General features: G+C 70.6%; 23 protein-coding genes. 5 read left to right on the forward strand and 18 right to left on the reverse strand.

Annotated elements, in window-relative coordinates:
• Positions 1–18: 18 nt before the first annotated feature.
• The 7 genes from AC31A1_RS02935 to AC31A1_RS02965 form a co-directional block, all read right to left on the reverse strand.
• Entirely contained in the window at positions 19–945 is a 927-nt protein-coding gene (locus AC31A1_RS02935; RefSeq protein ID WP_489651660.1) for a sugar phosphate isomerase/epimerase family protein, read from the reverse strand.
• Positions 942–1,553 carry a nucleoside deaminase gene (locus tag AC31A1_RS02940; protein ID WP_489651661.1) on the reverse strand — a complete coding sequence of 204 codons (612 nt, stop codon included), beginning with the start codon at positions 1,551–1,553 and terminating at the stop codon, positions 942–944. The genes AC31A1_RS02935 and AC31A1_RS02940 overlap by 4 nt, the downstream gene beginning before the upstream one ends.
• 31 nt (positions 1,554–1,584) lie before the next feature.
• On the reverse strand, positions 1,585–3,111 hold the full coding sequence (locus tag AC31A1_RS02945; protein WP_489651662.1) for a GMC oxidoreductase: 1,527 nt from the start codon (positions 3,109–3,111) through the stop codon (positions 1,585–1,587).
• Positions 3,112–3,145: 34 nt separating this feature from the next.
• Entirely contained in the window at positions 3,146–4,276 is a 1,131-nt protein-coding gene (locus tag AC31A1_RS02950; RefSeq protein WP_489651663.1) for an ROK family transcriptional regulator, read from the reverse strand.
• A 79-nt stretch (positions 4,277–4,355) separates the two neighbouring features.
• Positions 4,356–5,258, reverse strand: a complete 903-nt coding sequence (locus AC31A1_RS02955; protein WP_489651664.1) for a carbohydrate ABC transporter permease — start codon at positions 5,256–5,258, stop codon at positions 4,356–4,358.
• The gene (locus AC31A1_RS02960; protein WP_489651665.1) at positions 5,255–6,166 is read right to left on the reverse strand and encodes a carbohydrate ABC transporter permease; all 912 of its coding nucleotides are present in this window, start codon (positions 6,164–6,166) and stop codon (positions 5,255–5,257) included. Before AC31A1_RS02960 ends, AC31A1_RS02955 begins: the two co-directional genes overlap by 4 nt.
• A 7-nt stretch (positions 6,167–6,173) precedes the next feature.
• Positions 6,174–7,478 (reverse strand): extracellular solute-binding protein, encoded by a 1,305-nt coding sequence (locus AC31A1_RS02965; protein WP_489651666.1) that lies wholly within the window; start codon positions 7,476–7,478, stop codon positions 6,174–6,176.
• Positions 7,479–7,904: 426 nt separating this feature from the next.
• On the opposite strand from AC31A1_RS02965, the gene AC31A1_RS02970 reads away from it, so the two are divergent.
• A complete protein-coding gene (locus tag AC31A1_RS02970; RefSeq protein ID WP_489651667.1) occupies positions 7,905–10,304 on the forward strand; it encodes a M4 family metallopeptidase in 2,400 nt (799 codons plus the stop codon).
• Positions 10,305–10,363: 59 nt separating this feature from the next.
• On the opposite strand, the gene AC31A1_RS02975 is transcribed toward AC31A1_RS02970, so the two are convergent.
• The 9 genes from AC31A1_RS02975 to AC31A1_RS03015 form a co-directional block, all read right to left on the reverse strand.
• Positions 10,364–11,551, reverse strand: coding sequence for a glycoside hydrolase family 64 protein (locus AC31A1_RS02975; RefSeq protein WP_489651668.1), 1,188 nt, complete (start codon positions 11,549–11,551; stop codon positions 10,364–10,366).
• Positions 11,552–11,716: 165 nt separating this feature from the next.
• A complete protein-coding gene (locus AC31A1_RS02980; protein ID WP_489651669.1) occupies positions 11,717–12,478 on the reverse strand; it encodes a dienelactone hydrolase family protein in 762 nt (253 codons plus the stop codon).
• Positions 12,479–12,601: 123 nt separating this feature from the next.
• Positions 12,602–13,222 carry an L-threonylcarbamoyladenylate synthase gene (locus AC31A1_RS02985; RefSeq protein ID WP_398994509.1) on the reverse strand — a complete coding sequence of 207 codons (621 nt, stop codon included), beginning with the start codon at positions 13,220–13,222 and terminating at the stop codon, positions 12,602–12,604.
• Between the two features lie 198 nt (positions 13,223–13,420).
• Positions 13,421–14,647 (reverse strand): cytochrome P450 family protein, encoded by a 1,227-nt coding sequence (locus AC31A1_RS02990; protein WP_489651670.1) that lies wholly within the window; start codon positions 14,645–14,647, stop codon positions 13,421–13,423.
• Positions 14,644–15,861, reverse strand: a complete 1,218-nt coding sequence (locus AC31A1_RS02995; RefSeq protein ID WP_489651671.1) for a cytochrome P450 family protein — start codon at positions 15,859–15,861, stop codon at positions 14,644–14,646. The genes AC31A1_RS02990 and AC31A1_RS02995 overlap by 4 nt, the downstream gene beginning before the upstream one ends.
• A complete protein-coding gene (locus tag AC31A1_RS03000; RefSeq protein ID WP_489651672.1) occupies positions 15,858–16,481 on the reverse strand; it encodes a GTP-binding protein in 624 nt (207 codons plus the stop codon). Before AC31A1_RS03000 ends, AC31A1_RS02995 begins: the two co-directional genes overlap by 4 nt.
• Positions 16,453–16,815 (reverse strand): DUF742 domain-containing protein, encoded by a 363-nt coding sequence (locus AC31A1_RS03005; protein WP_489651673.1) that lies wholly within the window; start codon positions 16,813–16,815, stop codon positions 16,453–16,455. Before AC31A1_RS03005 ends, AC31A1_RS03000 begins: the two co-directional genes overlap by 29 nt.
• Complete coding sequence (locus AC31A1_RS03010; protein ID WP_489651674.1) at positions 16,812–17,234, reverse strand: roadblock/LC7 domain-containing protein; 423 nt, start codon at positions 17,232–17,234, stop codon at positions 16,812–16,814. The genes AC31A1_RS03005 and AC31A1_RS03010 overlap by 4 nt, the downstream gene beginning before the upstream one ends.
• Positions 17,231–18,472 carry an ATP-binding protein gene (locus AC31A1_RS03015; RefSeq protein ID WP_489651675.1) on the reverse strand — a complete coding sequence of 414 codons (1,242 nt, stop codon included), beginning with the start codon at positions 18,470–18,472 and terminating at the stop codon, positions 17,231–17,233. The genes AC31A1_RS03010 and AC31A1_RS03015 overlap by 4 nt, the downstream gene beginning before the upstream one ends.
• Before the next feature lie 246 nt (positions 18,473–18,718).
• On the opposite strand from AC31A1_RS03015, the gene AC31A1_RS03020 reads away from it, so the two are divergent.
• Positions 18,719–19,801, forward strand: coding sequence for an alpha-hydroxy acid oxidase (locus AC31A1_RS03020; RefSeq protein WP_489651676.1), 1,083 nt, complete (start codon positions 18,719–18,721; stop codon positions 19,799–19,801).
• Here AC31A1_RS03020 and AC31A1_RS03025 read toward each other — a convergent pair.
• Complete coding sequence (locus AC31A1_RS03025; protein WP_489651677.1) at positions 19,784–20,077, reverse strand: hypothetical protein; 294 nt, start codon at positions 20,075–20,077, stop codon at positions 19,784–19,786. The two genes, AC31A1_RS03020 and AC31A1_RS03025, sit on opposite strands and share 18 nt — an antisense overlap.
• A 54-nt stretch (positions 20,078–20,131) precedes the next feature.
• Here AC31A1_RS03025 and AC31A1_RS03030 point away from each other — a divergent pair, with 54 nt between their 5' ends.
• The 3 genes from AC31A1_RS03030 to AC31A1_RS03040 all read left to right on the forward strand — a co-directional run bounded on the left by AC31A1_RS03030 (position 20,132) and on the right by AC31A1_RS03040 (position 24,293).
• On the forward strand, positions 20,132–21,481 hold the full coding sequence (locus tag AC31A1_RS03030; RefSeq protein ID WP_489651678.1) for a transaminase: 1,350 nt from the start codon (positions 20,132–20,134) through the stop codon (positions 21,479–21,481).
• Positions 21,482–21,504: 23 nt separating this feature from the next.
• Positions 21,505–21,945: an Lrp/AsnC family transcriptional regulator gene (locus AC31A1_RS03035; protein ID WP_489651679.1), complete on the forward strand. Its 441-nt coding sequence runs from the start codon at positions 21,505–21,507 to the stop codon at positions 21,943–21,945.
• A 98-nt stretch (positions 21,946–22,043) separates the two neighbouring features.
• The gene (locus tag AC31A1_RS03040) at positions 22,044–24,293 is read left to right on the forward strand and encodes an MMPL family transporter (protein WP_489651680.1); all 2,250 of its coding nucleotides are present in this window, start codon (positions 22,044–22,046) and stop codon (positions 24,291–24,293) included.
• Positions 24,294–24,296: 3 nt separating this feature from the next.
• Here AC31A1_RS03040 and AC31A1_RS03045 read toward each other — a convergent pair.
• Positions 24,297–24,972, reverse strand: a 676-nt coding sequence (locus tag AC31A1_RS03045; protein ID WP_489651681.1) for a PP2C family protein-serine/threonine phosphatase, incomplete at its 5' end; no start/stop codon positions are given.

The following is a 24,972-nucleotide window of genomic DNA, read 5'->3' on the forward strand; positions in this document are numbered from 1 at the left end:
CGGCAGTTGTGCCACCGGTCACGGCAGCACCGACGACGCCACCGCCCTCCCCGCCAGCAACGCGGCGACCGGATCGGCCGCCTCGTCCAGTTCGATGAGCACCGTGTCCGCGCCGGGCGTCCGGGACATCACGTCGGCCCAGCACTTCCAGTCGACGATGCCCGAGCCCAACTCGGCCATGTAGGGCTGCTGTTGGGCGAAGACCGTCTCGTCGATGGTGAGTTCCACGTCGATCGGCCGGACCGCGTCCTTCCAGTGCGCCAGGGCGACGCGCCGCGCGTGACGGCGTGCCACGGCCACCGGATCACCTCCGCCGAGCGCGATGTGGCACGAGTCGGGGCACAGCCAGACGTAGCGCGGATCGGTGAAGGCCATGAAGAGGTCGATGTCACGCTCGTACCAGAGCGTGCTGTTGGACTCCGTGTGGAAGGCGAGCCGCACACCCTGCCGGGAGACGGCCTCGCCCACCGCGTGCGCGATGTCGGCCATGCGCGTCATGTACGGGGCGTCGACGAAGAGGGGCGGCCGCGTCCCGAACGTCGTGCGCATGGGGAGCCCCGCGACGAGGAGTTCGGCCCCCACGTCGACGAGGAAGGCCGCACGCCGTTCGGCGTCGGCGACGATGGCGGGGAGGTTGTCGGCGTCCCGCCAGTCGGGGCTGTCCTCCCCGGCGACGAACGCGCTCACGACGGCCAGGCCGCGGGACACCAGCTCGCGGCGGAAGCCCTGCGCGCTGCCGAAGGCCCGCAGCGCAGACTCGATGTCGCCCGGCGCGAAGGTGAGTTCGAGGCCCGTGACGCCGGCCTCGTCCAGCGCGTCCATCACCCGCGCCCAGAAGCGGTCGGGATGAGCCAGCGCCCACGCGCGAACGGCGTCGGCGGACGGGAGACCCCAGAAGTCCGGGTGGTAGAAGGTGACGACATCGGTCGCGAAACGCGGGGTCACTCGGCACCTCCGCGCGCGTTGTAGACGACGACACCGTCCGCCTCGTCGACGGCCTTGCGGTAGTTCCGGAACACGGCCAGCGCCTCGTCCCGGAGCACATCTCCTACGACCTCGATGCCCCGCGCCTCGAACTGCTCGGCCCAGTCCGTGCCGAGCGGGCCCTCGTCGAACGTGGTGATCTCCTCCAGCTCCGGACCCTCGCCCGCGACCACCAGACCGCGCACCCCGGACCACAGGGCGGCGCCGTAACACTGGACGCAGGGGCGCCAGTTGACGACCAGCTCGTGCGTCGGGAGGCCGGAGGCGCCCAAGTCCCAGCCGCCGGTGGCCACTTGGGCCAGGCCGAGGGCCATGACCTCGGCGTGTGCGCTGGAGACTCCGGAGGCGAGAACGACGTTCACGCCCACGGAGACGATGCGGCCGGTGTCACGCTCGGCGACGAGGGCCGCGAACGGACCGCCGTTGCCCTCACGCCAGTTGCGGTCCGCGAGCTGGTGCACGAGGCGCATCCGGTCCTCGCGTCCGGGGACGACGGCGGGCACGTCGGCCAACTCGTCGTCGATCCACGCCGGCAGCGCCACGCGGTATTCCTTCACGATGTCGATCACGTTCGGGCTTCCTTCACGTTCGGGCTTCCGCTCAGCGCGCGGCGAGCGGAGCGGTGCGGGTGGTGACGGCACGTGCGGTTCGTACGGCTGTCACCGCGCCGGTCAGCGTCACGTTGGCGGCCATCGGCGTGGGGATCACGCCGGTACCGGCGATGTACAGGTTGTCCAATCCCCACACCCGGCCGTCCGGGTCGCACACGCTGGTCCCGTCGTCGGCGGTGCCCGAGCGGACGGTACCGGTCAGGTGCAGGGACGAGCCGGGCGGGAGCAGGGCGAGTTCGGTCGCGGGGTCGAAGGGGCCGAACTCCTCGGCCAGTGACCGGACTTCGGCGAGTCCCCGGTCGATCAGCGCGCGGTCGGTGTCCGTGTAGGCGAACTCGACGCCGATGCGCGGCAGTCCGGCGAGGTCCGTCTCCGACTCCGAGAAGACCAGCCGGTGTTCGGGGCGGGACTCGACCGGGACGAGCAGCGACAGACCCACGGCGTGTGCGAGGGCGCGGCCGTGCTCGTCGACGTACGTCCGGTTCATGATCTGACCGTGGAACGGCTGTGCCGCCCCGTTCTGCGGCAGCCACAGCGAGTCCGTGCTGAACTCGCCCGGGCGGGGGAGCGGCAGATCGTCCAGGGCGATGCCGAACCGGTCGAGATCCAGGAGCACTTGGGCGGTGATGAACGCGTGCTCGTTGAGGTGGCGGCCCAGCGCCTCGGGGCGGATGCCCGAGGCGAACAGCAGTTGCGGGGTGCGCAGCGCGTCGGCGCACACGATCACCGTGTCCGCGCGGAGTTCGGACTCCGTGCCGTCGGCGACGCGCCGCAGTCGGGCGCCGGTGGCACGGCCGTCCGAGACGAGCAGCCGGGTCGCAAGGGTCCCCGTCAGCAGGGTGAACGCCGGGTCACCGCCCGCCGCGATCGCCGGGAAGATCGTCCCCGGCGCCGTGCGCGGCATGGAGCCCGAGTCCGTCGCCGTGACGGCCATCGGCATCGGCTGCGGGCGCCGGTCGTCGGGTGCGGTGTCGTCGTAGCGGCGGCGCAGGACGTCGAGGACGGTCCGGCCGACCTCGGTCGGGCCGATGGGGGACGGGGAGACGGCGAGCAGGCGGCGCGCGGTGTCCAGGTCGGCCGCCCAGCCGGCCGGGTCGCCGAAGTCGAAGACCTCGGGTCCGGCCGGCCACGGGGTCGCGGCGGTCCAGTGGACGCCCATGCCGCCCGCGTTCCACGCGAACGCGGTCGCGGGCATCGCCTCGGCGTCCTCGCCGAAGGCCAGCGCGTGGAACATGCCGGGCGGCAGGCCGGCGAGGCTGTCCGCGACCTCGCGCACCACCTCGGCGCCGGTGTACATGCCCTGGATGCCGGAGTCGACCCGCTCGTTGTACCGCGACCAGACGGCCGGGTCGGCCACGTCGTGCAGATGCAGTCCCGGCGCCTCGCCGATCGCGCTGCCGCCGTCGACCATCGTGATGCCCAGCCCTGGATCGCTCTCCCGCAGCAGCCGGGCCACCACGGAACCCATGATGCCGCTGCCCACGATGAGGACGTCGGTGTGCGGGGTGTCGGTCACAGGGAGACTCCAAAGTCGTTTGCCGTGGGGGGAGTTAGGGACTGAGGACGAGCGGGCCGAACAACTCGGTGTCCATGCTGTCGAGCGCCAGCTTCACGGCGCCGATCAGCGCGGCGTCGCGGCCCAGTCCGGTGGCGCGCAGTTCGATCGCGGGGGTACGGGCGGCGCGCATCGCCTCGCGGACCCGGGGGAGCAGCACATCGGCCGCGTCCTCCAGACCGCCGCCGAGCACGATGAGCGAGGGCGCGACCGTCCACGACAGAGTGGTGAGGATGGAGGTGATGTTCTCGACGAACTCGTCGACCTCGGCGAGCGCTTCCGCGTCTCCGGCACGGGCCTGGTCGAAGCGTTCCCGAGCCACTTTCCGCTGGGCCGCCTCCGGTGAACTCAGCAAGGCCACCGGGCGGTCGGCGATCGTGCCGGTCGGGATCGACCGCGCCTCGACGATCTCACCCGCCGCGCCGTCCAGACCCCGGTGCACGGCCCCTCGGATCAGGATGCCGAGACCGGTCCGGTTGCCGAGGATCGCCCACACCACGTTGTCGTGGTCACCGGCCACACCCCGCCAACGCTCCGCCAGCGCACCGAGGTTGGAGTCGTTGTCCGCGAACCAGGGCATCCGGACGCGTTGTTCGAGCTCCTTGGGCAGATGCACGCCCTCCCAGCGCGTGGTGTGCACCAGGCGTCGTACGACACCTTCGTCGTCGATGGCGCCACCGGCCGCCACCGCACCCGCGCGCAGCCGTTCCAGCGAGCCACCCGCGTCGTCGAGCGCCTCCCGCACCAGGGCAGCCGCGTCGTCGAGCGTGGCCTGAGGGTCCTGGTAGGCGCGCAGCGGGCGGTGTGCCCGGCCGACGATACGGCCGCGTACGTCGGCGATCACGGCCGAGGCGTCAGCGGTGTTGATGTAGACGGCCGCCAACAGGGCGTGCTCGGCGCGCAGTTCGTACCGCCGGGCCGGTCGCCCGGCGGAGCCGCTGACGGGTATCCGCTCCAACTCGGCCACCCAGCCCGCCTCGACGAGCGAGTCCAGGATCAGCTCGATGGTACGGCGGGACAGCCCGGCCCGTTCGGCGAGCGCGGTCAGTGTCGTGGGCCCCGCGGACACCGCGAGCGCGCGCAGGACGACCGAGGTGTTGACGCGCCGCACGGCGCTCTGGTTCATCCCCGACATCAACACCCTTCCGCCTCCTCGGACCTGCCCCGTGCGACGGACGCCAACCCACAGGTCTCGGTCACCTGTGTCACCGCATCCCCGATCCGGCGATCCCCTGCACGAAGTACCGCTGCAGGAACAGGAAGAGCACGAGGACCGGCAGCATCACGACGATCGCGCCGGCGAGGACCAGGCCGTAGTCGGTGACGTGCTGGGCCGCCTGGCTGGTGGCGGCGAGGCCGACCGGGAGGGTGTAACTCGCCGTGCTCTGGGCGACGATGAGTGGCCAGATGAAGTTGTTCCACGAGTTCAGGAACGACATGATCGTGATCGTCGCGACCGCCGGACCGGCCAGCGGCAGGAAGATCCGGAAGAAGATCCGGAACTCGCCCGCGCCGTCGATACGTGCCGCCTCCAGCAGCTCGTCGGGGACGGACTGCGCGTACTGCCGCATGATGAACACCGAGAGCGGGAGCGCCACGCCCGGCAGCGCGATCCCGGTCAGGGTGTCGGCGAGGCCCATGTCGACGGTGATCACGAACTGGGTGACGAACACCGTCGTGAACGGCACCATCATCGCCGCCATCACCCCGCCGAACGCGAGACGTTTGCCCGCGAACTCCAGCTTGGCCAGGGCGTATCCGGCCGCCGACGCGGCCACGATGTTGCCGATCACCACCATGAGGGCGACCAGGACACTGTTGGTGAGGAAGCGTCCGAAGCCCTCGGTCCGGAACAGCCGCACGAAGTTGTCGAGCGTGACGTGCTGCGGCAGCCACGCGCCCGGGTCGGAACGGATCTCGTCGAGACCGCGCAGGGAACCGCTGACCACCCAGAAGAAGGGCAGCAGCGTGAGCAGCGCGCACAGGACCAACGCGCCGTACAGCAGGGGGCGTCCAACGGACCGTGTGCGTACGGCGATTGGGTCCTCGGCGGCGGTGGCGATCAGGTCGGCGTCGGCGTCGTTCAACGACGCGGCTACGGCGGTCATGTGCGGGGCCTCAGCAGTCGGAACTGGACGACACTCACCAGCAGCACGAGCAGCAGCATCACGAAGGACGCGGCCGAGGACGTGCCCAGCTGGCCGGAGCCGAACTGGTGGTAGGTGTACAGCGACACGGACTCGGTGGACCCCAACGGGCCGCCGTCCGTGAGGAGATAGGGCTCGTCGAAGACCTGGAGGTAGAAGACGGTCAGCAGTACCGACACCATGAGGGTGGTCGGGAGCAGCAGCGGCAGGGTGATGTGCCTCAACTGCCGCCAGCGGCCCGCCCCGTCGAGCGCGGCGGCCTCGTACACGTCCTCCGGTACGGCCTGCAGCCCGGCGAGGAACAGCACCATCGCGGTGCCGAAGTTCCGCCAGACCCCGAGCAGGATCACCACAGGCATCGCGAGGTGCGGATCGTCCAGCCAGTTCGGCCCGGCGAGACCGACGTAGCCCAGCGCCTTGTTGACGGTGCCGCCCGCGTTGAAGGCGTACTGCCAGATCAGGGCGACCGCGACGACGTTGGTGACGACCGGCGCGAAGAAGACCGTACGGAACACCCCGCGCAGCCGCCGGATCCCGGAGTTCAGCGCGACGGCCAGCGCGAAGCCGATCGCCATCGTGAGCGGGACCCCGACGGCCACGAAGACGCCGGTGTTCAGGATGTCCCGCAGGAAGGTCGGATCCTGGAACAGGCGCAGGTAGTTGTCCAGGCCGGTGAAGTCGACGGCGAGGGGATGCCGCAGGTCCGAGCCGCGCAGGTCGGTCAGGCTGAAGCCGAGCGCGGCCACCGTGGGGATCGCGGTGTAGAGCAGGAACACGACGGCGAACGGCGCGAGGAACAGCCAAGCGACCGCCGTACGACGGGAGTTGCGTGCCCGGCGCCGCGTTCCCGGGACGAGCGTGGTGGTCATCCGCGGCTCACTCCGCGCCTGTGCCGAGGCTCTTGGCGTACGCCTGGACGCTCGCGGCCGCCTTCTCCGCGGTCTGCGTGCCCTTCGCCACGGTCTCCATCTCCTTGCCCAGCCGGGTGGCGACCTGCTGCCAAGTGCCCACCTGCGGAAAGGCCTTGGTGTTCTTCAGCTGGGTGAGGAAGGCGTCCAGAAGCGGCTGCTTCTTGACGGCCGGAGCGTCCCAGGCCGAGATCACCGCGGGCAGTGAGCCGTACGCCGCGTACTGCGCGACCTGCGTGCTCGGCTTCGAGACGTACCGGACGAACTTCCACGACGCGTCCGTGTTCCCGCTGTCCGCGAGGACGCCCCAAGTCCCCCCGGCGGAGAAGGAGACGCTGCCCGAGGCACCGGCCGGCAGCGGTGCCGTGGCGACATTCGCCGCCGTCCAGCCGGTCTTCTTCGCGGCGGTGTCGAGCTGTCCGAGCACCCATGGACCGGTGATCATCGTGGCGGTCCTGCCGGACACGAAGTACGGCTGCGCGTCGAGGAAGGTGGGCGTCGCGGTGTCGGCCGAACCCGAGGTGAAGAACGACGCGTTGTACTTGAGCGCGTCGACCATCGCCGGAGTGTCGAGGGTCCAACTGCCGCTGGACGAAAGGAGGTTGCCGCCCGCCTGCCAGGCGTACATCGCGACGTCCTGGCCGTTGAAGATGTCCCAGCCGACGTCCGCCGCGAGGCCGTGCACGGCTCCGGCGCCCTTCAATGCCTTGAAGAACGGCACCATGTCGGCCCACGTGGTCGGTGCCGTGACGCCCGCCTTCTTGGCGAGGTCGGCGCGGTAGACGAGGGCGTACGTGTAGGCGTACCAAGGCACCGTGTAGGCCACGTCCTTGACCAGACCCGCGTCCCACAGGCTCTTGAAGAAGGCGCCGGAGTCGACGAGCCCGTCCGGCACCGGCCGCAGGATCGACGGGTCGAGGAACTGGGCCTGCGACTCGGGGAAGAACTGGGCCACATCGGGGCCCTTGCCCGCCGCGATCGCCGCCTGGAGCTTCGTGTAGTACTCGGAGTTCGGTATCAGCGTGAACTTCACGGTGACGTCGGGGTTCGCGGCCTTGAAGGGCTTGATCACCTTGTCGAGGACATCGGCGTCGCCCTGGGCGGCCCAGACGTTGACGGTGCCGGTGGCCGGCTTGTCGTCGATCGGCTTGGCCGTGGCCTTCGCGGTGGCGGTCGCGGTGTCGCCGCGCCCACAGCCCGTGAGGGCGAGGGTGCCGAGCAGAGCGGTACCGGCGGACAGTCTGAGGACGCCGCGGCGGGAGGGATCGGACACTCGGGGGCTCCTGTCTCATGGGGCGCTGAGGACAGTGAAGGGATGGCCGGATCTCCGGGATATCCGGAGGTCCGTGATTTTCGGGGAAAGCAGCGTTATCGGTCCGACGGCCGTCATACGGCTGATGGGACCTCTGTGGCTGACTGCGACGTTAGGAAGGGTCTGTTTCGCCGGCGTGGCTCAGCCGTCACGAATAATTTCGGAACTTGTAGCGAAATCCCTGACAGAGGGAAAACCCTTGAGTGCCCCTGACCTGCGTGACATGGACGGGTCAATGCTGCCATCCTCCACGCACCATCCCCACGGATCCTCCATGGATCGGTCAAGGTTCGGTAGGTCCCGCACAGCTCAGCTCTTCCCGGACAGCAGACCCGGCTGTCCGGTCTGTCACCGGCCGCGCCCGCGGCCGTCGCAGGAGGAGTACGAGTGAGACGCATTCCCCGCAAGCGGATGGCAGTCGGAGCCCTGGTCTCCACCGCCGCCTTCCTGGCCGTAGGCATCCAGTCGGTGCCCGCGACCGCGAAGCCCGCCTCCCCCCACCCGAGTCCGCTGCTCACCGGCAGCCTGGAGGCGAAGCTCACCCCGGCCCAGCGCTCCGCCCTGGTGAAGAGCGCCACGCAGAGCAGCACGAAGACGGCCCGCACCCTCGGCCTCGGCGCCAAGGAGAAGCTGGTCGTCAAGGACGTCGTCAAGGACAACGACGGCACCGTCCACACCCGCTACGAGCGCACCTACGCCGGTCTCCCCGTCCTCGGCGGTGACCTCGTCGTGCACACCCCGCCCGCCGCAGAGGCGACCGGCACCGTGAGCGCCACCTTCAACAACAAGCACACCCTCACGGTCCCCTCGACCACCGCGTCCGTGGCCAAGTCGACCGCCGAGACCAGGGCCCTGACGACCGCGAAGGCCCTCGACGCCAAGGCGCCGAGCACCGACAGCGCCCGCAAGGTCATCTGGGCCGGCACCGGCACCCCGAAGCTCGCCTGGGAGACGGTCGTCGGCGGGTTCCAGGACGACGGCACCCCCAGCCAGCTGCACGTCATCACCGACGCCACCACCGGCAAGGAACTCTCCCGCTTCGAGGGCATCCAGACGGGCACCGGCAACACCCAGTACAGCGGCTCGGTCTCGCTGAGCACCACGCTGTCGGGTTCGACGTACCAGCTGTACGACACCACGCGCGGCGGCCACAAGACGTACAGCCTCAACAACGGCACGTCGGGCACCGGCACGCTGATGACGGACGCCGACGACGTGTGGGGCACGGGCGCCGGCTCCAACACCCAGACCGCCGGCGCGGACGCCGCCTACGGCGCCCAGACGACCTGGGACTTCTACAAGAACACGTTCGGCCGCAGCGGCATCAAGAACGACGGCGTCGCCGCCTACTCGCGCGTCCACTACAGCACGGCGTACGTCAACGCCTTCTGGGACGACAGCTGCTTCTGCATGACGTACGGCGACGGCACCAGCAGCACCCACGCGCTGACCTCGCTGGACGTGGCCGGCCACGAGATGAGCCACGGCGTCACCTCCAACACCGCCGGGCTCAACTACACCGGTGAATCAGGCGGGTTGAACGAGGCGACCTCCGACATCTTCGGCACCGGCGTGGAGTTCTACGCCAACAACAGCAACGACGTCGGCGACTACCTCATCGGCGAGAAGATCGACATCAACGGCGACGGCACGCCGCTGCGTTACATGGACAAGCCGAGCAAGGACGGCGGCTCCGCGGACAGTTGGTACTCCGGCGTCGGCAACCTGGACGTCCACTACTCCTCGGGCCCGGCGAACCACATGTTCTACCTGCTCTCCGAGGGCAGCGGCACCAAGGTCATCAACGGCACCACCTACACCAGCACCACCTCCGACGGTGTCGCCGTCGCCGGTATCGGCCGGGCCGCGGCCCTGCAGATCTGGTACAAGGCGCTGACGACGTACATGACGTCCAGCACCAACTACGCCTCCGCGCGCACCGCCGCGCTCAGCGCCGCCGGGGCTCTGTACGGCACGACGTCCGCGCAGTACGCGGGAGTCGGCAACGCCTTCGCCGGCATCAACGTCGGCAGCCACATCACCGTGCCCACCAGCGGTGTCACGGTCACCAACCCGGGCAGCCAGTCCTCGACCGTCGGCACGGCGGTGAGCCTGCAGGTCTCGGCCAGCAGCACCAACAGCGGCACCCTGACGTACGCCGCGACCGGACTGCCGACCGGCCTGTCGATCAGCAGCTCCACGGGCGCCATCACCGGCACCCCGACGACCGCGGGCACCTACAGCTCCACCGTGACCGTCACCGACAGCACCGGGGCGACCGGCACCGCGTCCTTCACCTGGACCGTGAGTTCCAGCGGCGGGGGCGGCAGTTGCACCTCGACCCAGCTTCTGGGCAACGCGGGCTTCGAGTCGGGCGCCACCACCTGGACCGCGACCAGCGGTGTCATCACCACCGACACCGGCGAGGCCGCCCGCACCGGTTCGTACAAGGCCTGGCTCGACGGCTACGGCTCGACCCACACCGACACGCTGTCCCAGTCGGTGACGGTCCCGAGCGGCTGCACCGGTACGACGTTCACCTTCTACATCCACATCGACACGGCGGAGACCACCACCAGCACCGCGTACGACAAGCTGACGGTCACCGCCGGATCGACCACCCTGGCCACCTACTCCAACCTCAACGCGGCCAGCGGGTACGTCGCGAAGTCCTTCAGCCTGTCGGCCTTCGCGGGCACCACGGTCGCCCTGAAGTTCAGCGGAGTCGAGGACTCCTCGCTCCAGACCAGCTTCGTCATCGACGACACCGCCGTCACGACCAGCTGACCGATCCGTGAGTCCGGCACCCCGCACGCGCCCCCAGGCGTGCGGGGTGTCCGGTTCTCTCAGCTCAGCGGGTCCAGCGTCAGATAGGCCTGCTGCGGGTTCCCGTCGTTCACCAGGGACTCCTGGGCGCCGACGTCGTCGAACGCGAACGCGTACGCCTTGCCGTCGGCCATCTGCGCGTGGATCTTGCGGGCGTAGTGGTTGGTCACCGTGTCCAGGTAGAAGTTCGCCGTGGTGGTGTCCGGCTGGTTGGGGTTGACCAGGAGCGTGGAGCGGTTGAAGCCCGCGCACAGCGTGCGTGAAATCGGGCCGCGCACCAGGTCGTTGGGGGCGTCGAGGTACTTGGAGCAGCCGAAGATGCTGGCCGCGTCCGGCTTCTGGAAGGTCGTGACGACCGCCCCGGAGCTGTTGGTGAAGTTCATGACGTTGCCCGACACCCGGCCGTAGTACTTCGTGTTCGGCTGGTCGGCGAACGGCGTCACGGTCAGCGTCGACGACGAGTACTTCGACCAGACACGGTTGATGTAGTCGTCCATGACGGTGCTCGGCAGAGCGCCCGTCTCGATCCCGTACGTCGGTGAGAGCGCTCGCAGAACCGTGCCGTCGGACCGGGTCTGGATCAGGTTGGCCCAGCCGCCCGGCTGCCCGCGCAGCGCGTTGAAGAACCCGGTGTATCCACCCGACTTGAGATGCCCGGTGGAGGCCGTGCTCCCGTCGGACCGCTGAACCCCGACCGCGTACGGCACGGAGAACATGTCCACCTGGGTGCTGTTGATCCACAGCCCGGAGTCGTTCAGCGTGTACTCGGACCAGTTGAAGAGGATGTTGCGGTTCGGGTCCGTCGGATTCTGCACGGCCGGCTGCACCAGACCGCCGGTCGTCAGTTTGAACACCAGCTTCTGGCCGTACGAGAAGTAGATGCGGCCGGAGAACTTGGGGATCCGGATGGTCGTGGACTGCCCGGCCGCCGGGCCCGCGATCGACGCGTCCGGCGCCGGGGTGGGCGGGTTGCCCCCGGCCGGCCAGGCGTGGAACGTGCCGCTGGCGTCGGCCCAGCCCTGCTGGCCGGTGGCCAGGTTGGTGCCCAGGTCGTAGATGTAGACCGCGTCGCCGCGGCCCGAGTTGTTGGTGATCTTCAGCGGGATCGTGGCGGGCACCGTGGCGTCCGCCGTCACCGGTGTGGCCAGCGCGATCATCGTGGCCACCGCGGTCGCGGCACCCAGTCGACGCATGAGTCTGGCGAGCACTACTCACCTCCGTGTGGGGGGTGTACGAACAATTGGTCCGTACCTGCGTGAGAGCGCTCTCAGCGTCGCGCCGAGGCGCGGGCATGTCAATGAGTTGAACGAAAGGTGCCCTCGGCAACTCGCGCCGTGGGCACCTGGGTTGAATCAGTGAAAGCGGTCCGCCGATCAGAACGTACGGTCCAGCAGGTCGAGCAGCGCGACCCAGTGCCGCTCGTCGGCCTCCGCGTCGTACGCCGAGGTGTCGGCCTGCGTGTAGCCGTGCCGCGCACCCGGGTAGACCTCGCAGCGGTGCCGGACACCGGCCGCGGTGAGCGCGTCCTCGAACCGCTTGATCTGGTCCTCGGGCAGCGAGGGGTCCTGGTCGGCGTGGCCGAAGTACAGCTCGGTGGTGATGTGTTCGGCGGCCAGGTGCGGGCTGCCCGGGTCGTCGGTGGCCAGCCGCCCGCCGTGGAAGCCGGCCGCGGCCGCGACCCGGTCCGGGTGGGCACCGGCGGTGTACAGCGCGAGGCGGGCGCCCATGCAGTACCCGGTGATCGCTACCGGCCCGTCGGCGACCAGCGGGGACTCGGCCAGCCAGCGCAGATAGGCGCCGGAATCCCGCTCGATCAGTTCGGGATTCCAGGCGAACCCCATGATCAGCGGGCCGACCTTCTCGAAGATCTCGGGACGCCCGTCGTGATCGATGAACTCGGGCAGCTCGACCACAGGCGCGCGACCCTGCCGGTAGAACACGTTCGGCACCAGGACCGTGTAACCGGCCTCGGCCAGCCGGCCGGCCATCGACTTCAGGTGCGGGCGCAGCCCGAAGGCGTCCTGGTAGAGCAGCACGGCCGGACGGGGAAGCTCGTCGCCGGGATGCGCCAGATAGGCGTCGGCGACGCCGTCCTCGGTCGGGATGTCCACGGCTGTGCCCTGTACAGCGGTCATGGCGGGGGTGCCTCCGTGCGGATCGGCGCCGGACCGCCTGCCGGCCCGGCACGGCGTGTTCCGATCATCGTGGCACGCCCGCCTACGGCCCCTCCGCCGGGGTCGGCCGAAGCCGAACCGGGGTCACTCGAAGCGGGAGACGTCCCCCGCGCCCTTGCGGACGATCTCGGCCTCGCCGTTCGAGAAGTCGATGACGGTCGTCGGTTCCGTACCGCAGTCCCCGGAGTCGACCACCGCGTCCACCACGTGGTCGAGCCGGTCCTTGATCTCCCAGCCCTGGGTCATCGGCTCCTCCTCGTCGGGCAGGAGCAGGGTGCTGGACAGCAGCGGCTCGCCCAGCTCGGCCAGCAGCGCCTGGGTGACGACGTGGTCGGGGATGCGCACGCCCACAGTCTTCTTCTTCGCGTGCAGCAACTGGCGCGGCACCTCCTTCGTCGCCGGCAGGATGAACGTGTAACTCCCGGGCGTGGACGCCTTGATGGCGCGGAACACGTCGTTGTCGATGTGCACGAACTGGCCCAGCTGGGCGAAGTTCTGGCACACCAGCGTGAAGTGGTGCCGGTCGTTCAGATGCCGGATCGTCTTGATCCGCTCCATGCCGTCACGGTTGCCCAGCTGGCAGCCCAGTGCGTAGCAGGAGTCGGTCGGGTACGCGATCAGCGCACCCGAGCGCACACTGTCCGCGACCTGGGAGATGGTGCGGGGCTGCGGATTGTCCGGATGCACGTCGAAGTACTTGGCCACCCGCCGAGCTTATGCCGTGCCCGCACGGGTCGCCGCGCGGGCCCGCTGCGGCCGACCGGTCCGGCGGATGTGTACCCCGGGGAATCAGGGGAAGCCGACGAGAGCGCCCGGGTCTCTCCCCCGAACCCGGGCAGGACCGGCTCCGCCCGCGGCCCACCCCCGTGGCCGCGGCGGGGCGGTTCCACGCTTTCGCGTGGCTCAGCCGTGCAGCCGTACCGGCACTTCCCGCCAGCCGAAGGCGATGAAGGACGGCACCTGGCGCAGCTCGTCCGCCGCTACGGCGAGCCGGGCGTCCGGGAAGCGGTCGAAGAACGCGGGCAGCGCGGTCAGGGCCTCCACGCGGGCGAGCGGCGCGCCGATGCAGCGGTGCACGCCGATGCCGAACGACAGGTGGTCGTCGGCACCGCGGGCCGCGTCGAAGACGTCCGCGTCGGGGCCGTAGTGCGCGGGGTCGAGCCCGGCGGCCGCGAAGGTCGTGATGATGGCGTCCCCGGCCGGGACGGTGACCTCGCCGACGGTGAGGTCACTCACCGCGAACCGCAGCGGCAGCGAGGCGATGGACGGGTGGACGCGCAGGGTTTCGTCGACGACCGCGTCCCAGCCGATCGTCCCGGCGCGCACCTCCGCCAGCTGCTCGGGGCGCTTGAGCAGCGCGACGATCGCGTTGCCTATGAGGTTGACCGTCGTCTCGAAGCCCGCGCCGATCACCAGCAGCAGGGTGTACAGCAGCTCCTCGTCGCTGAGCCGGTCGCCGTCCTCGTCGCGCACCCGGATCAGTTCGGTGGTGAGGTCGTCGCCGGGGTGCTCGCTGCGGTGGGCGATCAGGGCGGGCAGCACCGTGCCGATCTGCCGCTGCACGGACGCCGCGTGCTCCGGAGAGGGGTCGGAGGTGTCCATGATGGCCGCGATCAGCCGACCCGTGTCGTCCACCAACTCGTCGGGGACACCGAACAGTTCGCAGATGATCCGCATCGGCAGGGGATGCGCGAGCGCCGCCCTGATGTCGACCACGTCGGCCTCGTCGGCCGCCACCGCGTCGAGCAGTTCCGTGGTGATCGCCTCCACCCGGGCGCGCATCGCCTCGGTACGCCGGTGGGTGAAGCTGGGCGCGACGAGTTTGCGCAGGCGGGCGTGGTCGGTGCCGTAGGTGGAAAGCATGTTGATGACACCGACCCAGCCCAACACCCAGCCCCAGGAAGGGTGTTCGCCGATCTCGGACCACAGGTTCCAGTGCAGCCGGGGATCCTTGCTGACCTGCGGGTCGAGGATCAGTTCCTTCAGGGTGTCGTAGCCGGTGGGCGCCCAGGCGGGGATGCCGCCGGGCAGTTCGACGGGCACGATCGGGCCGAGGGCACGCAACTTGGCGCTCTCTGCGGCCATGTCGGCGCCGAACGGGTCGAGGGCGATGCGGTCGGACACGGTCACGACAGGTCTCCTGGCTGGTCGGGGGAGCGGGGGCTGAACCGCACGGGCAGCGACGTGAGCGAGCGGTGGAAGGGGCCGGGACGCCAGGTCAACTCCGCGCGCGGTACGACGGGTTCGAGGTCCGGCAGCCACAGGGTGAGCCGCTCGATGGCCTCCGTCGCGATGAGCAGCGTGTGCTGCTTGACCGGGCAGGCGTGCGGGCCCGCCGACCACGACAGGTGCGAGGCGTCCTTGGGATGCCGGCCGGTGACGACCTCCTGCTCGGCGAAGTGCGCGAGCGCGCCGTACGAGACGACGACCGGAATGGCGGGCCGGATCCACGCACCGTGGAACGTCACGGGTGAACGGGCGTAGTGGATGCCGTAGTTGGCGAGTGGGGTCTCGTGGTGCAGGACCTCCACCACGGCGTCCATGACCGGCCGGGCGCCACTGGTCAGCGTGGAGTAGTAGACCGAGGTGCCGAGGATGCGGGACAGGGCGTTGGACACCAGGTTCGCGGTCGGCTCGTGGCCGGCGCCCAGGGTGAGGAACACCTGCCAGGTGACCTCCTCCGGGGTGAGCCCGGCCGGATGGTCGAGCAGCCAGCTCGGGAGGTCGTCGCCGCGCGCCTTTGCCTTGGCGGCGATGAGTTCGAGGACATAGCCGCCGAACTCGGCCTCGCCCTCGGCCGCTTGGGCGCCGCCCTCCATCATCTTGCCCAGCGCCCGGTCCAGCCGCTCGCTCTGGCTGTCGGGCAGCCCGAACAGGCTGTTGAACACCAGCGCCATCAACGGCCGCGCGAACTCGCCCACCAGATCGGCCTGTCCGCGTGGCCCGATCCGGCTCACCAGCAGATGCACCGCCCGGTGCACCCGGGCGCGCAGGTCGTGCGGCTCGACGCGCTCGAAGGTGTCGATCAGCGAGGCACGGTAGCGGACGTGCGCGGTGCCGTCCGCGAACAGGGAGTTGGGCCGCCAGCGCATCATCCCGAGGACCGGCGAGTCCTCGGCGACCGTCGTCTCCCACGGCCGGGGATCGTGCGAGAACGTGTCGGTGTCGCGCAGCAGCTCCAGCGCGGCCCGCCGCTCGGTGACGACGAACGCCGGTACGCCCGGGGCGAGTTCGGCCCGGCCGACCGGCCCCTGCGCGCGCAGGGCGGCGTAGTAGCCGTAGGGATCCAGCGCGAAGCCGTCCTCCCAGAGCCGGACGGGACGGGCGGGGGACGAAGTGGTCACCGGTGCTCCGGGGGGTCGCGGTCGATCAGATGCTGGACCAGGGCGAGCAGCGCGTCGAGGGACGAGTCCGCGTTCCGCGCGTCACAGGTCACCAGCGGTGTGCCGGGCTCCAAGTCGAGAGCGGCGCGCAGCTGTTGGTCGGTGTGGTGCCGGGGCGCGTCCGGGAAGGTGTTGAGGGCGACGGCGTACGGCAGCCCGCTCTCCTCCACCAGGCCGAGCACGTCGAACGAGGCGTCGACGCGCCGGCTGTCGACCAGGACGAGCGCCCCGAGCGCGCCGTACGCGATGTCCTCCCACAGCGCCCGGAACCGCTCCTGCCCGGGCGTGCCGAACAGATACAGCACGATCCCGCCCGGCAGGCTGATCCGCCCGAAGTCGATCGCGACGGTCGTCGTCGACTTCTCCCGCACCCCGTCGAGATCGTCCACGGGGACGGACGCCTCGCTGAGCCGCTCCTCGGTGTGCAGCGGCCGGATCTCCGACACGGAGTCGATGAGCGTCGTCTTGCCCACCCCGAAGGGACCCGCGATCAGGATCTTGACCAACTCGCGGGCTGTGTCCGGCAGATGGATGCCGCTGGTCGTGCTGCCGCTAGTGGTGCTTGAGGGCGCGTAGGCCATCTGCGACTCTCTTCAGCAGGTCGGGGTCGAAGCGTTCGGCGGACGGGATCGGGGCACGGGCGAGCACCAGGCTCCGGTCGAGAAGACCGGCGGCCAGGACCCGCACCGCGGACACGGGCAGCTCCAGCAGGGCCGCCGCCTCCAGCACGGTCAGCGAACCGCCGTACAGGGCGTCCAGCAGGGCGAGTTGAGCCGCGGGCAGGTTGGCCGGGGCGGGCTCGCCGCTGCCGCTGAGCACCGTCAGCCGTTCCAGATGCGGGCGGCTGGGCCGGGCCACACCGCCGGTCGACAGATACGCGGGAACGAGAGGACGGCCGCCGCGGCGGCCCGTCATGCCGACGCGCCGCCGTCAACTCCCCGCGGAGCGGCGGCCATCGCCTTCTCGCCCAGCCGCGCCACCTGCGAGTGCACCCGGTGCGCGAGCAGATCCAGCCGCACCTCGGTGTCGCCGTAGGCCGCCACACACGTCCCGTGATCCGTGGGGACGATGAGCACATAGCCGTGGTCCGACTCGATGACCACCTGTCGTATCTCGGCCCGTTCCCGGTCGGCGAAGGCCGCCGCGGCGGTACGGCACGCCCCCTGCACGGTGCTGGTGATCGCGGCGACCCGCTCGCCCGAGGCCTGGGACAGCGCGTCGGTGTACCCGCGCACCAGCCCGTCCCGGGTCAACAGCACCGCCGCCACCACGTGCGGCACCTCCAGGATCGGATCGAGCGCCCACGCCGTGTCGCCCCCATCGCGGCTGGTCATCTAGCCGCTCCCCCTTCGTAGTCGGTCCGATGTGTCTCGTGCGCTGTCACTGCTTCGGGTGCCGCGGCCCGCTCCGCCACGGCGGTCTCCGCGTCGTCGATCGCGGCGCGCGCGGCGGCGGTGCCGGACTGGAGGGCGCCGAGTGCGGCGGCGGCCTGCTCCGGGCGGCGCTCGGATCGGTGTGTCCCGGCCGCGGGTGGCTGCCGCTCGGGGTCGATACGGCTGAGGAGATGGCTGTCGATCCGCAGGACCGCGCGGACGCCGCCGTACGGGGAGGGCGAGGACACGTCGACGCTCAGGTCGAACTGCCGGGTCAGGCGGCCGATCGCGGCGAACCCCATGCGCGGCGGGTCGCCCAGGTCGGTGAGCAGGATCGGGTCGGTACCGGCCACCATCCGCCCGGCGTGGTCGCGTTCGTCCTGGGTCATGCCGAGACCCGCGTCGTCGACGGTGACGCAGGCGCCGTGGTGCACGTGCTCCAGGTTGACCACGACCTCGGTGTCCGGCGCGGAGTGCCGCAGCGCGTTGTCGAGGAGCTCGGCGACGATGATCGCGACCGGTTCGACGGCGTGCGAGACGAGCGCGGTACCTGCTTCGAGATGGTTGTGCACCCGCACCCGGTGGTATCCGGCGAGCCGGGCCTGCCCGCCGGTGACCGCCTCGACGAGGTGCGACTCCTCACGCGCGAGCCCGACCCACGCACCGCACACGACGGCCGCGACCTGCGCCCGGCGCAGCGACTGCTCGTTCTCGTGGTCCAGCGTGAACAGGGTCTGCGCCAACTCGGGGTCGTCGTACCGCTGTTGGAGCGAACGCAGGGCGTCCTGCAAGCGGTACAGCGCGGCCTGGATCTCACGGGTGGCCCCGCGCATCCCGGCCTGCGCGGCGGCGTCGATGCGGGTGCGCTGCGCGGCGAGCTCCGAACGCACCGCGCTCAGCACGCTTTCGAGGGCGATCCCGAGGGGCGAGCCGATGAACTGCGGCTGCCCGGGCCCCGGAACGGCGACCCGCGGGTGCGTGAGGTGCCGGGCGGCGGCCGGAATCCGCTGCACCGCGAGATGCTCGACCTCGGCCGCCAACGCCGCCTGAACGCCGTCCAGTCGGTCCCGCAGCTCGGTGATCTCCGCACGCTGCACGGCACGTTGACGCCGCGACCGCAGCAGCCCGGCACCGAGCGCCAGCGCGGACAGTGTGCCGGCGGCGAGCGCACCGGCGGCCAGGTCCGGTAATTCGGTCATCGAATCGAGTCCAAGCGAAGTCGGGCAGGGCCGAGTTGGGGCCCTTGAGGTTTAGTCCGGGCCCCTCAGGCGGGGTGCCCGGAGCACAGTACACACCGTCATCGACCGCTCTCGCACGGTGTAACGGGAGTTCCCTTCGAAACTGACCGGCCTCTGTTCGCTTCTGTGGCAAGTGTCTGAAATAGCCTGTGGGGAAAGAGAGTTGAGTCGCCAAGGTCGGTGCATCACGCACGAAAGGGGAGCGGTGTGACAGGCGTGGCGCGCTGGCTGGACGGCATCGAGGAACAGGCGGCCGGTGTCCTTCCGCCGGAGATCCACGCGTACTTCCGCAGAGGCGCGGGCCAGGGCCTCAGCGTTGCCGAAGCCGCCCCCGCCTGGGACGGATTCCGCCTGCGACCGCACATCCTGCGGGACGTGTCCCGGTGTGACACCTCAACGACCGTACTGGGCACGGCAGTCGACACGCCGGTCCTCATCGCCCCGAGCACCTTGCAGCGCCGTGCCCATCCCGACGGCGAGGCGGCCACCGCGCTCGGCGCGGCCGGTGCCGGTTCGCTGCTCGCGGTGACCTCGAACACGGCGGTCCCGTTCTCGGCCCTCGAACCCTCGGGCGCGCCCTGGTGGGTGCAGGTGTACGTGGCCCGCGACCGGTCCCTGACCGAGGAGACACTCCGGCGAGCCGTGGCGGCCGGCGCCCGGGCGGTCGTACTGACCGCCGACACCCCCGTCATCGGCTCGCACGGCAGACCCGGCGCACATGTCGCCGACTTCGTGGGCCCGGAGGACCTGTACGGCAACGTCACCGGCACCCCCGGCCGGGAGGCCGCCGAACACGCCCCCGACCTCACGCCGGACGTCATCGGCCGGCTGCGTGACCTCACCGGGCTCCCGGTCGTCGTCAAGGGCGTCCTGCGCGGCGATGACGCCCGAGCCTTCGCCGAAGCGGGCGCCGCCGGACTGATCGTCTCCAACCATGGCGGACGCCAGCTCGACGCGCTGATCCCGACCGCCTGGGCGCTGCCGGAGGTCGTCGACGCCGTCGCCGGAACGGGCGCCGAGGTGTACGTGGACGGCGGCCTGCGCCGAGGCACCCACATCTTCGCCGCGCTCGCCCTCGGGGCCCGCGCGGTGTTCGTCGGCCGCCCCGTCCTGTGGGCGCTGTCCCTGGCCGGCGCGGCGGGCGTGATCCGCCTGATCGGGGACCTGACGGCGGAACTCGCCGAGACGATGCGCCTGACGGGCGTGCCGGAACTCCCGGCGATCGGGCGTGACTTGCTGCACTTCCCGGCGGACGTCGGCCGTTCGGCAGGATCACCGCGCGCCCGTTGATCTTCCCGGCGTGCAGCCGCTCGTACGCGAGCGGGGTGGTTCGGCGGCCGGCTGGGTCCGCGGCGGGGCGTTGACGCGGTCGCCGTCGTCCCGGACGAATGCGGGGGCCGCGTTTTCCTTGCCGGTGCCGCGTCCGCCGAAGGTGCGCGGCGTGACGTCCACGCGCTTCGCGATCACCTCGACCGCGACCGCATCCAGGCCGTTCTCCGGGCCGAAGCGTGCGCATGAATCGATCGTGGCGACAATCGATTCAGCAGCCGTACCTTGTCTGCTCACCTCTTTCGGTCATATGGTTCGGACATTCCGTCGCCGACGTCACCGAGGTACCCCATGGACCGCACCCGCCTGAAGGACCTCCTCGCCCGCGAGAGCGCCGACGCCGAGCGGCTCAACCCACGCTCGAAGGCCGCCTACGCGCGGGCCGAGCATCTCTTCGGGCGGGTGCCGATGACCTGGATGAACAAGACCGCCGGAGCCTTCCCCCGCTACCTCGACACCGCCCGGGGCGCCCGCGTCACCGACATCGACGGTCACGAGTACATCGACTTCAGCCTCGGCGACACCGGAGCGATGGCCGGCCACTCGCCCGCCGTCGTCGCGGAGGCGGTGCAACGGCGGTTCGCCGAACAGGGCGGCGCTACGGCGATGCTGCCCACGGAGGACGCCGAGTGGGTCGGCGCCGAACTCACCCGCCGCTTCGGGCTCGCCCGCTGGAGCTTCGCGCTGACCGCCACGGACGCCAACCGCTGGGCGATCCGGCTCGCCCGCGCCGTCACCGACCGCCCCAAGATCCTGGTGAACAGCTACAGCTACCACGGCAGCGTCGACGAGTCGCTCATTGTCGTAGGACCGGACGGCCACGGCACCGCCCGCCCCGGCAACGTCGGCGCCCCCTGCGACGTCACGCTCACCAGCCGCGTCGCCGAGTTCAACGATCCGGCCCAGCTGGAACGGGAGTTGGCACACGGTGACGTCGCCGCCGTCCTCATGGAACCCGCGCTCACCAACATCGGCATCGTGCTGCCCGAGCCCGGCTACCTGGCCGCCGTACGCGAACTGACCAGGAAACACGGCACGTTGCTCATCAACGACGAGACCCACACGTTCTCCGCGGGACCGGGCGGCTGCACCGCCGCCTGGGACCTCGAACCCGATCTGCTCACCATCGGCAAGGCGATCGGCGGCGGCATCCCGGCCGGTGCCTACGGCCTCTCCGCCGAACTCGCCGACCGGTTGCTCGGCCGCGCCGACCTGGACCTGGTCGACATGGGCGGCGTCGGCGGCACCCTCGCGGGCAACGCGCTCTCCGTCGCGGCGATGCGCGCCACGCTCGAACACGTCCTGACCGACGAGGCGTTCGCCCACATGGCCAAGCTGTCCGAACGCTTCGCGGCCGGTGTGCAGCAGGGCATCGACGCCCACGCGCTGCCCTGGACGGTGAGCCGCCTCGGCGCCCGCAGCGAGTACCGCTTCGCCTCCCCGGCCCCGCGCACCGGCACCGAGTCCGAGGGCGCCGGTGACCCGGAGTTGGAGGACTTCCTCCACCTCTACCTCGCCAACCGGGGCATCCTGCTCACCCCGTTCCACAGCATGGCGCTGATGTGCCCCGACACCACCGAGCAGGACGTGGACACCCACACCCGGGTCTTCGCCGACGCGCTCGCCGAACTGGCGCACTGACACGAGGAGTTGGAGACAAGAACGTGGACGACATCGACCGGGCCATCCTGCGGGAGCTGCAGACCGACGGACGTATCGCGTACGCCGACCTCGGACCGAAGGTCGGCCTGTCCGCGTCGGCCGCCCGCCAGCGGCTCCAACGCCTGTTGGATTCCAAGGCGGTTCAGGTCGTCGGCGTGACCGACCCGATGGCCATGGGCGGCCAGGCCATGGCCATGCTCGGCATCGATGTGGACGGCGACCCGCGCGTGGTAGCGGACCAACTCGCCCTGCGCGACGAGGTGGTGTACTCCGTGCTCACCTCCGGCGGCTTCGACCTGTTCGCCGAGGTGGTCACCCCGGGGCCGCGGGACCTGCTCGACTTCGTCAACGACGTGGTGCGGCCGATCGAAGGGGTGCGGAGCGTCCGGTCCTTCCCGTACTTCGGCATCCACACGCACCGGTTCCTCTGGGACGTCGGCTGACCCCTGCCCAAACATCGATATGCCCGAGATGCCAGGGTGATCCAAGGGGCGTCTAATGGGGATGTCGGAAGTGTCACCCGGCGGAAAAGGCCGAGGCCATGGCGCCCACGGAATCCAGCGCAGGGGACGGCCGGACGGCTGCCAAGGGGGTGCTGCGGAGGCTGGGGGAGTGGTGCGCCCGGCACTTCGTGATCGTCATCGTCGCCTGGCTCGTCGCACTCGCCGCGCTCCAGGTCCTCAACAGGTCCTTCGGGGGCGACTATTCGGACGACTTCTCGCTGTCCGGCGTACAGTCCCAGCACGGGTTGCAGGTCCTCAAGGAGCACGATCCGGCGGCCGGGGGCTACAGCAGCCAGATCGTCCTGCACGACAAGGACAAGCAGCTCACCTCCCTGAACTCGCAGATGTCCGAGACGGTCGGCGACCTCCAGAAACTCCCGCACGTCCTGTCGGTGCAGAACCCCCTGCCACAGCCCGGAACGCAGACACCGATGTCGTCCGGCCCGAACGTCGGCCCCCTCTCCTCCGACGCGAAGACCGCGTACATCATCATCCGCTTCGACGTGCAGCCGTCGACCCTCGGCGACGGCTACCTCCACGGCGTGGACACCTCCGTGAAGCCGCTGCGCGCGGTCGGCGCCCAGGTCGAGTACGGCGGACCGCTCGGCGAACTCGCCCGGCCCGCCGCCGACGACCGGGTCAGCGAACTCATCGGGTTCGCCGTGGCGATCGTCGTCCTGCTGATCGGCTTCGGCAGTGTGATCGCCGCCGCGATGCCCCTGGTGACCGCGCTGATCAGCGTCATCGGGGGACTCGCCTGCCTCGGACTGCTGGCGGCGGCGTTCACGTTCGCGACGGTGTCACCGACCCTCGCGACGATGATCGGCATCGGCGTCGGCATCGACTACGCCCTGTTCCTGATCACCCGTCACCGGCAGAACCTCATGAACGGCTCCGATCCCGTGCGCGCCGCCGGACAGGCCACGGCGACCAGCGGCCGGGCCGTGCTCGTCTCGGGCTGCACCGTGATCATCGCCCTCGCTGGACTCTTCGTGTCCGGCGTGCCCTTCATCGGCAAACTCGGGCTCGCCGCCGCCGTGACGGTCGTATCGGCGGTCATCGGCGCGCTCACCCTCGTGCCCGCCCTGCTCGGACTCGTCGGCAAGCGGATCGACCGCTACCGGGTGCGCCGCCCGGTCGCCGAGACCGACGCCGCGCCGGGCGCCGAACCCACGGGCACCTGGCACCGGTACGCGCAGCGCGTGGAACACCGGCCGTGGACGTTCCTCGCGGCGGGTGTCGCCGCCGTCGTCGTCCTCGCGATCCCGGTGTTCTCCCTCCAACTGGGCCACATCGGCGACGGCGCCGACCCCACCTCGTTCACCGACCGCCGCGCCTTCGACCTGATGACCGACGCCTTCGGCCCCGGTTCCAACGGCCCGCTCACCATCGTCATCGACCAGACGGGCGTCCCGTCCTCCCAGCGCTCGGACCTCTCCAGCAAGGCCCAGAAGACCCTCGACGGGGTGCGGGGCGCCGCCAAGGTGACCCCGCTGACGACCACCAAGGACGGTGACGTCCTCGTCGGCACCGTGTACTCCGAGCAGTCCCCGCAGAGCGCCGACACCACCGACCTCACCAACCGCCTCGTCCACGACGCCCTCCCGGACGCGGTCTCCGGCACCACCGCCAAGGGCTACGTCACCGGCACCACCGCGGCCCAGGTCGACTTCCGCGACATCGTGTCGAGCCGGCTGCCCCTGATCATCGGCGTGGTGGTCGCACTGGCCTTCCTGATCATCCTCGCCGTGTTCCGCGGCCTCCTCGTCGCGCTCAAGGCCGCCGTCCTCAACGTGCTCTCCATCGCCGCCTCCTACGGCGTCGTCGTCGCCGTCTTCCAGTGGGGCTGGGGCGGCCCCGCGCTGGGCGTCTCCGGCAAGGTCCCCATCGAGAGCTACGTCCCGATGATGATGTTCGCGATCATCTTCGGCCTGAGCATGGACTACGAGATCTTCCTGCTCTCCCGCGTCCACGAGGCCTGGCTGCGCACCGGCGACGCCGAGGCGTCCGTCGCCCACGCCCTGGAGATCACCGCGCGCGTCATCACCTGCGCCGCGCTGATCATGGTCAGCGTCTTCGCGGCCTTCGTCGTCAGCGACAACATCGTGGTCAAGATGCTCGGCCTCGGCCTGGCCGTCAGCGTGCTGATCGACGCCACGGTCGTACGGCTGCTGATGGTGCCCGCGGTCATGACCCTGCTGGGCCGGCACGCCTGGTGGACACCCCGTTTCCTGGACCGGATCCTGCCGCACATCGACGCGGAGGGCGACCACGAGCGGCAGCCGTGAGCCTCAACTCCCGTACGGAGCCCGGGGCGTGAGCACGAGCATCGTCACATCGTCCCGGATCTCCGGGGAGTGCCGCAGCAGGTCGGCCCACACCCGCTCCGCCATCAAGGCCGGGTCGTCGTCGGAGAGTTGGACCAGCCGCTCGGCGAAGGGGTAGAAGGAACCGCCGGTGTCCCGTGCCTCCCACACCCCGTCGGAGGCGAGGAACAGCCGGTCCCCGGGCCGCAGTTGGACGGTCATCCCGCTCAGCGGAGCGGCGTCGGACAGCCCGAGACCGAGCGGTGTCCACGCCTCGACGTCGATCTCCGTGACCCGGCCCGCGCGCAGCAGCACGGGCGCGGGATGCCCGCATGCCACGATCCGCACCGCGTCCGCGTCCGCCGTGAACTCCAGCAGTACCGCCGTGGCGAACAACTCCGCGTGCGCCGATCGCGCCGAGTCCACCACCAGCCGCCGGTCCAGCCGCGCCGCGACCGCCTCCAGGTCCGGCAGATCGAGCACCGCCTCCCGGAACGCGCCCAGCAGCGAGGCCACCGTAGCGACGGCCGACAGCCCGTGTCCCTGCACATCGCCCATGACCGCCCGCACGCCGTACGGCCCGTCCCGCACGTCGAAGAAGTCCCCGCCGACCAGCGTCCCGCGCTGCGCCGCCCGGTACAGCCCCGCGCACCCCACCGGC

Source organism: Streptomyces sp. P5F9, assembly GCF_057961495.1.

Coding starts and splice junctions, on each gene's coding strand:
- AC31A1_RS02950 (WP_489651663.1), bottom strand. CDS start 4,276: ATGAACCAGAGCGCCGTGCGGCGCGTCAACACCTCGGTCGTCCTGCGC.
- AC31A1_RS02955 (WP_489651664.1), bottom strand. CDS start 5,258: ATGACCGCCGTAGCCGCGTCGTTGAACGACGCCGACGCCGACCTGATC.
- AC31A1_RS02960 (WP_489651665.1), bottom strand. CDS start 6,166: ATGACCACCACGCTCGTCCCGGGAACGCGGCGCCGGGCACGCAACTCC.
- AC31A1_RS02980 (WP_489651669.1), bottom strand. CDS start 12,478: ATGACCGCTGTACAGGGCACAGCCGTGGACATCCCGACCGAGGACGGC.
- AC31A1_RS03000 (WP_489651672.1), bottom strand. CDS start 16,481: ATGGCCTACGCGCCCTCAAGCACCACTAGCGGCAGCACGACCAGCGGC.
- AC31A1_RS03005 (WP_489651673.1), bottom strand. CDS start 16,815: ATGACGGGCCGCCGCGGCGGCCGTCCTCTCGTTCCCGCGTATCTGTCG.
- AC31A1_RS03010 (WP_489651674.1), bottom strand. CDS start 17,234: ATGACCAGCCGCGATGGGGGCGACACGGCGTGGGCGCTCGATCCGATC.
- AC31A1_RS03015 (WP_489651675.1), bottom strand. CDS start 18,472: ATGACCGAATTACCGGACCTGGCCGCCGGTGCGCTCGCCGCCGGCACA.
- AC31A1_RS03030 (WP_489651678.1), top strand. CDS start 20,132: ATGGACCGCACCCGCCTGAAGGACCTCCTCGCCCGCGAGAGCGCCGAC.
- AC31A1_RS03040 (WP_489651680.1), top strand. CDS start 22,044: ATGGCGCCCACGGAATCCAGCGCAGGGGACGGCCGGACGGCTGCCAAG.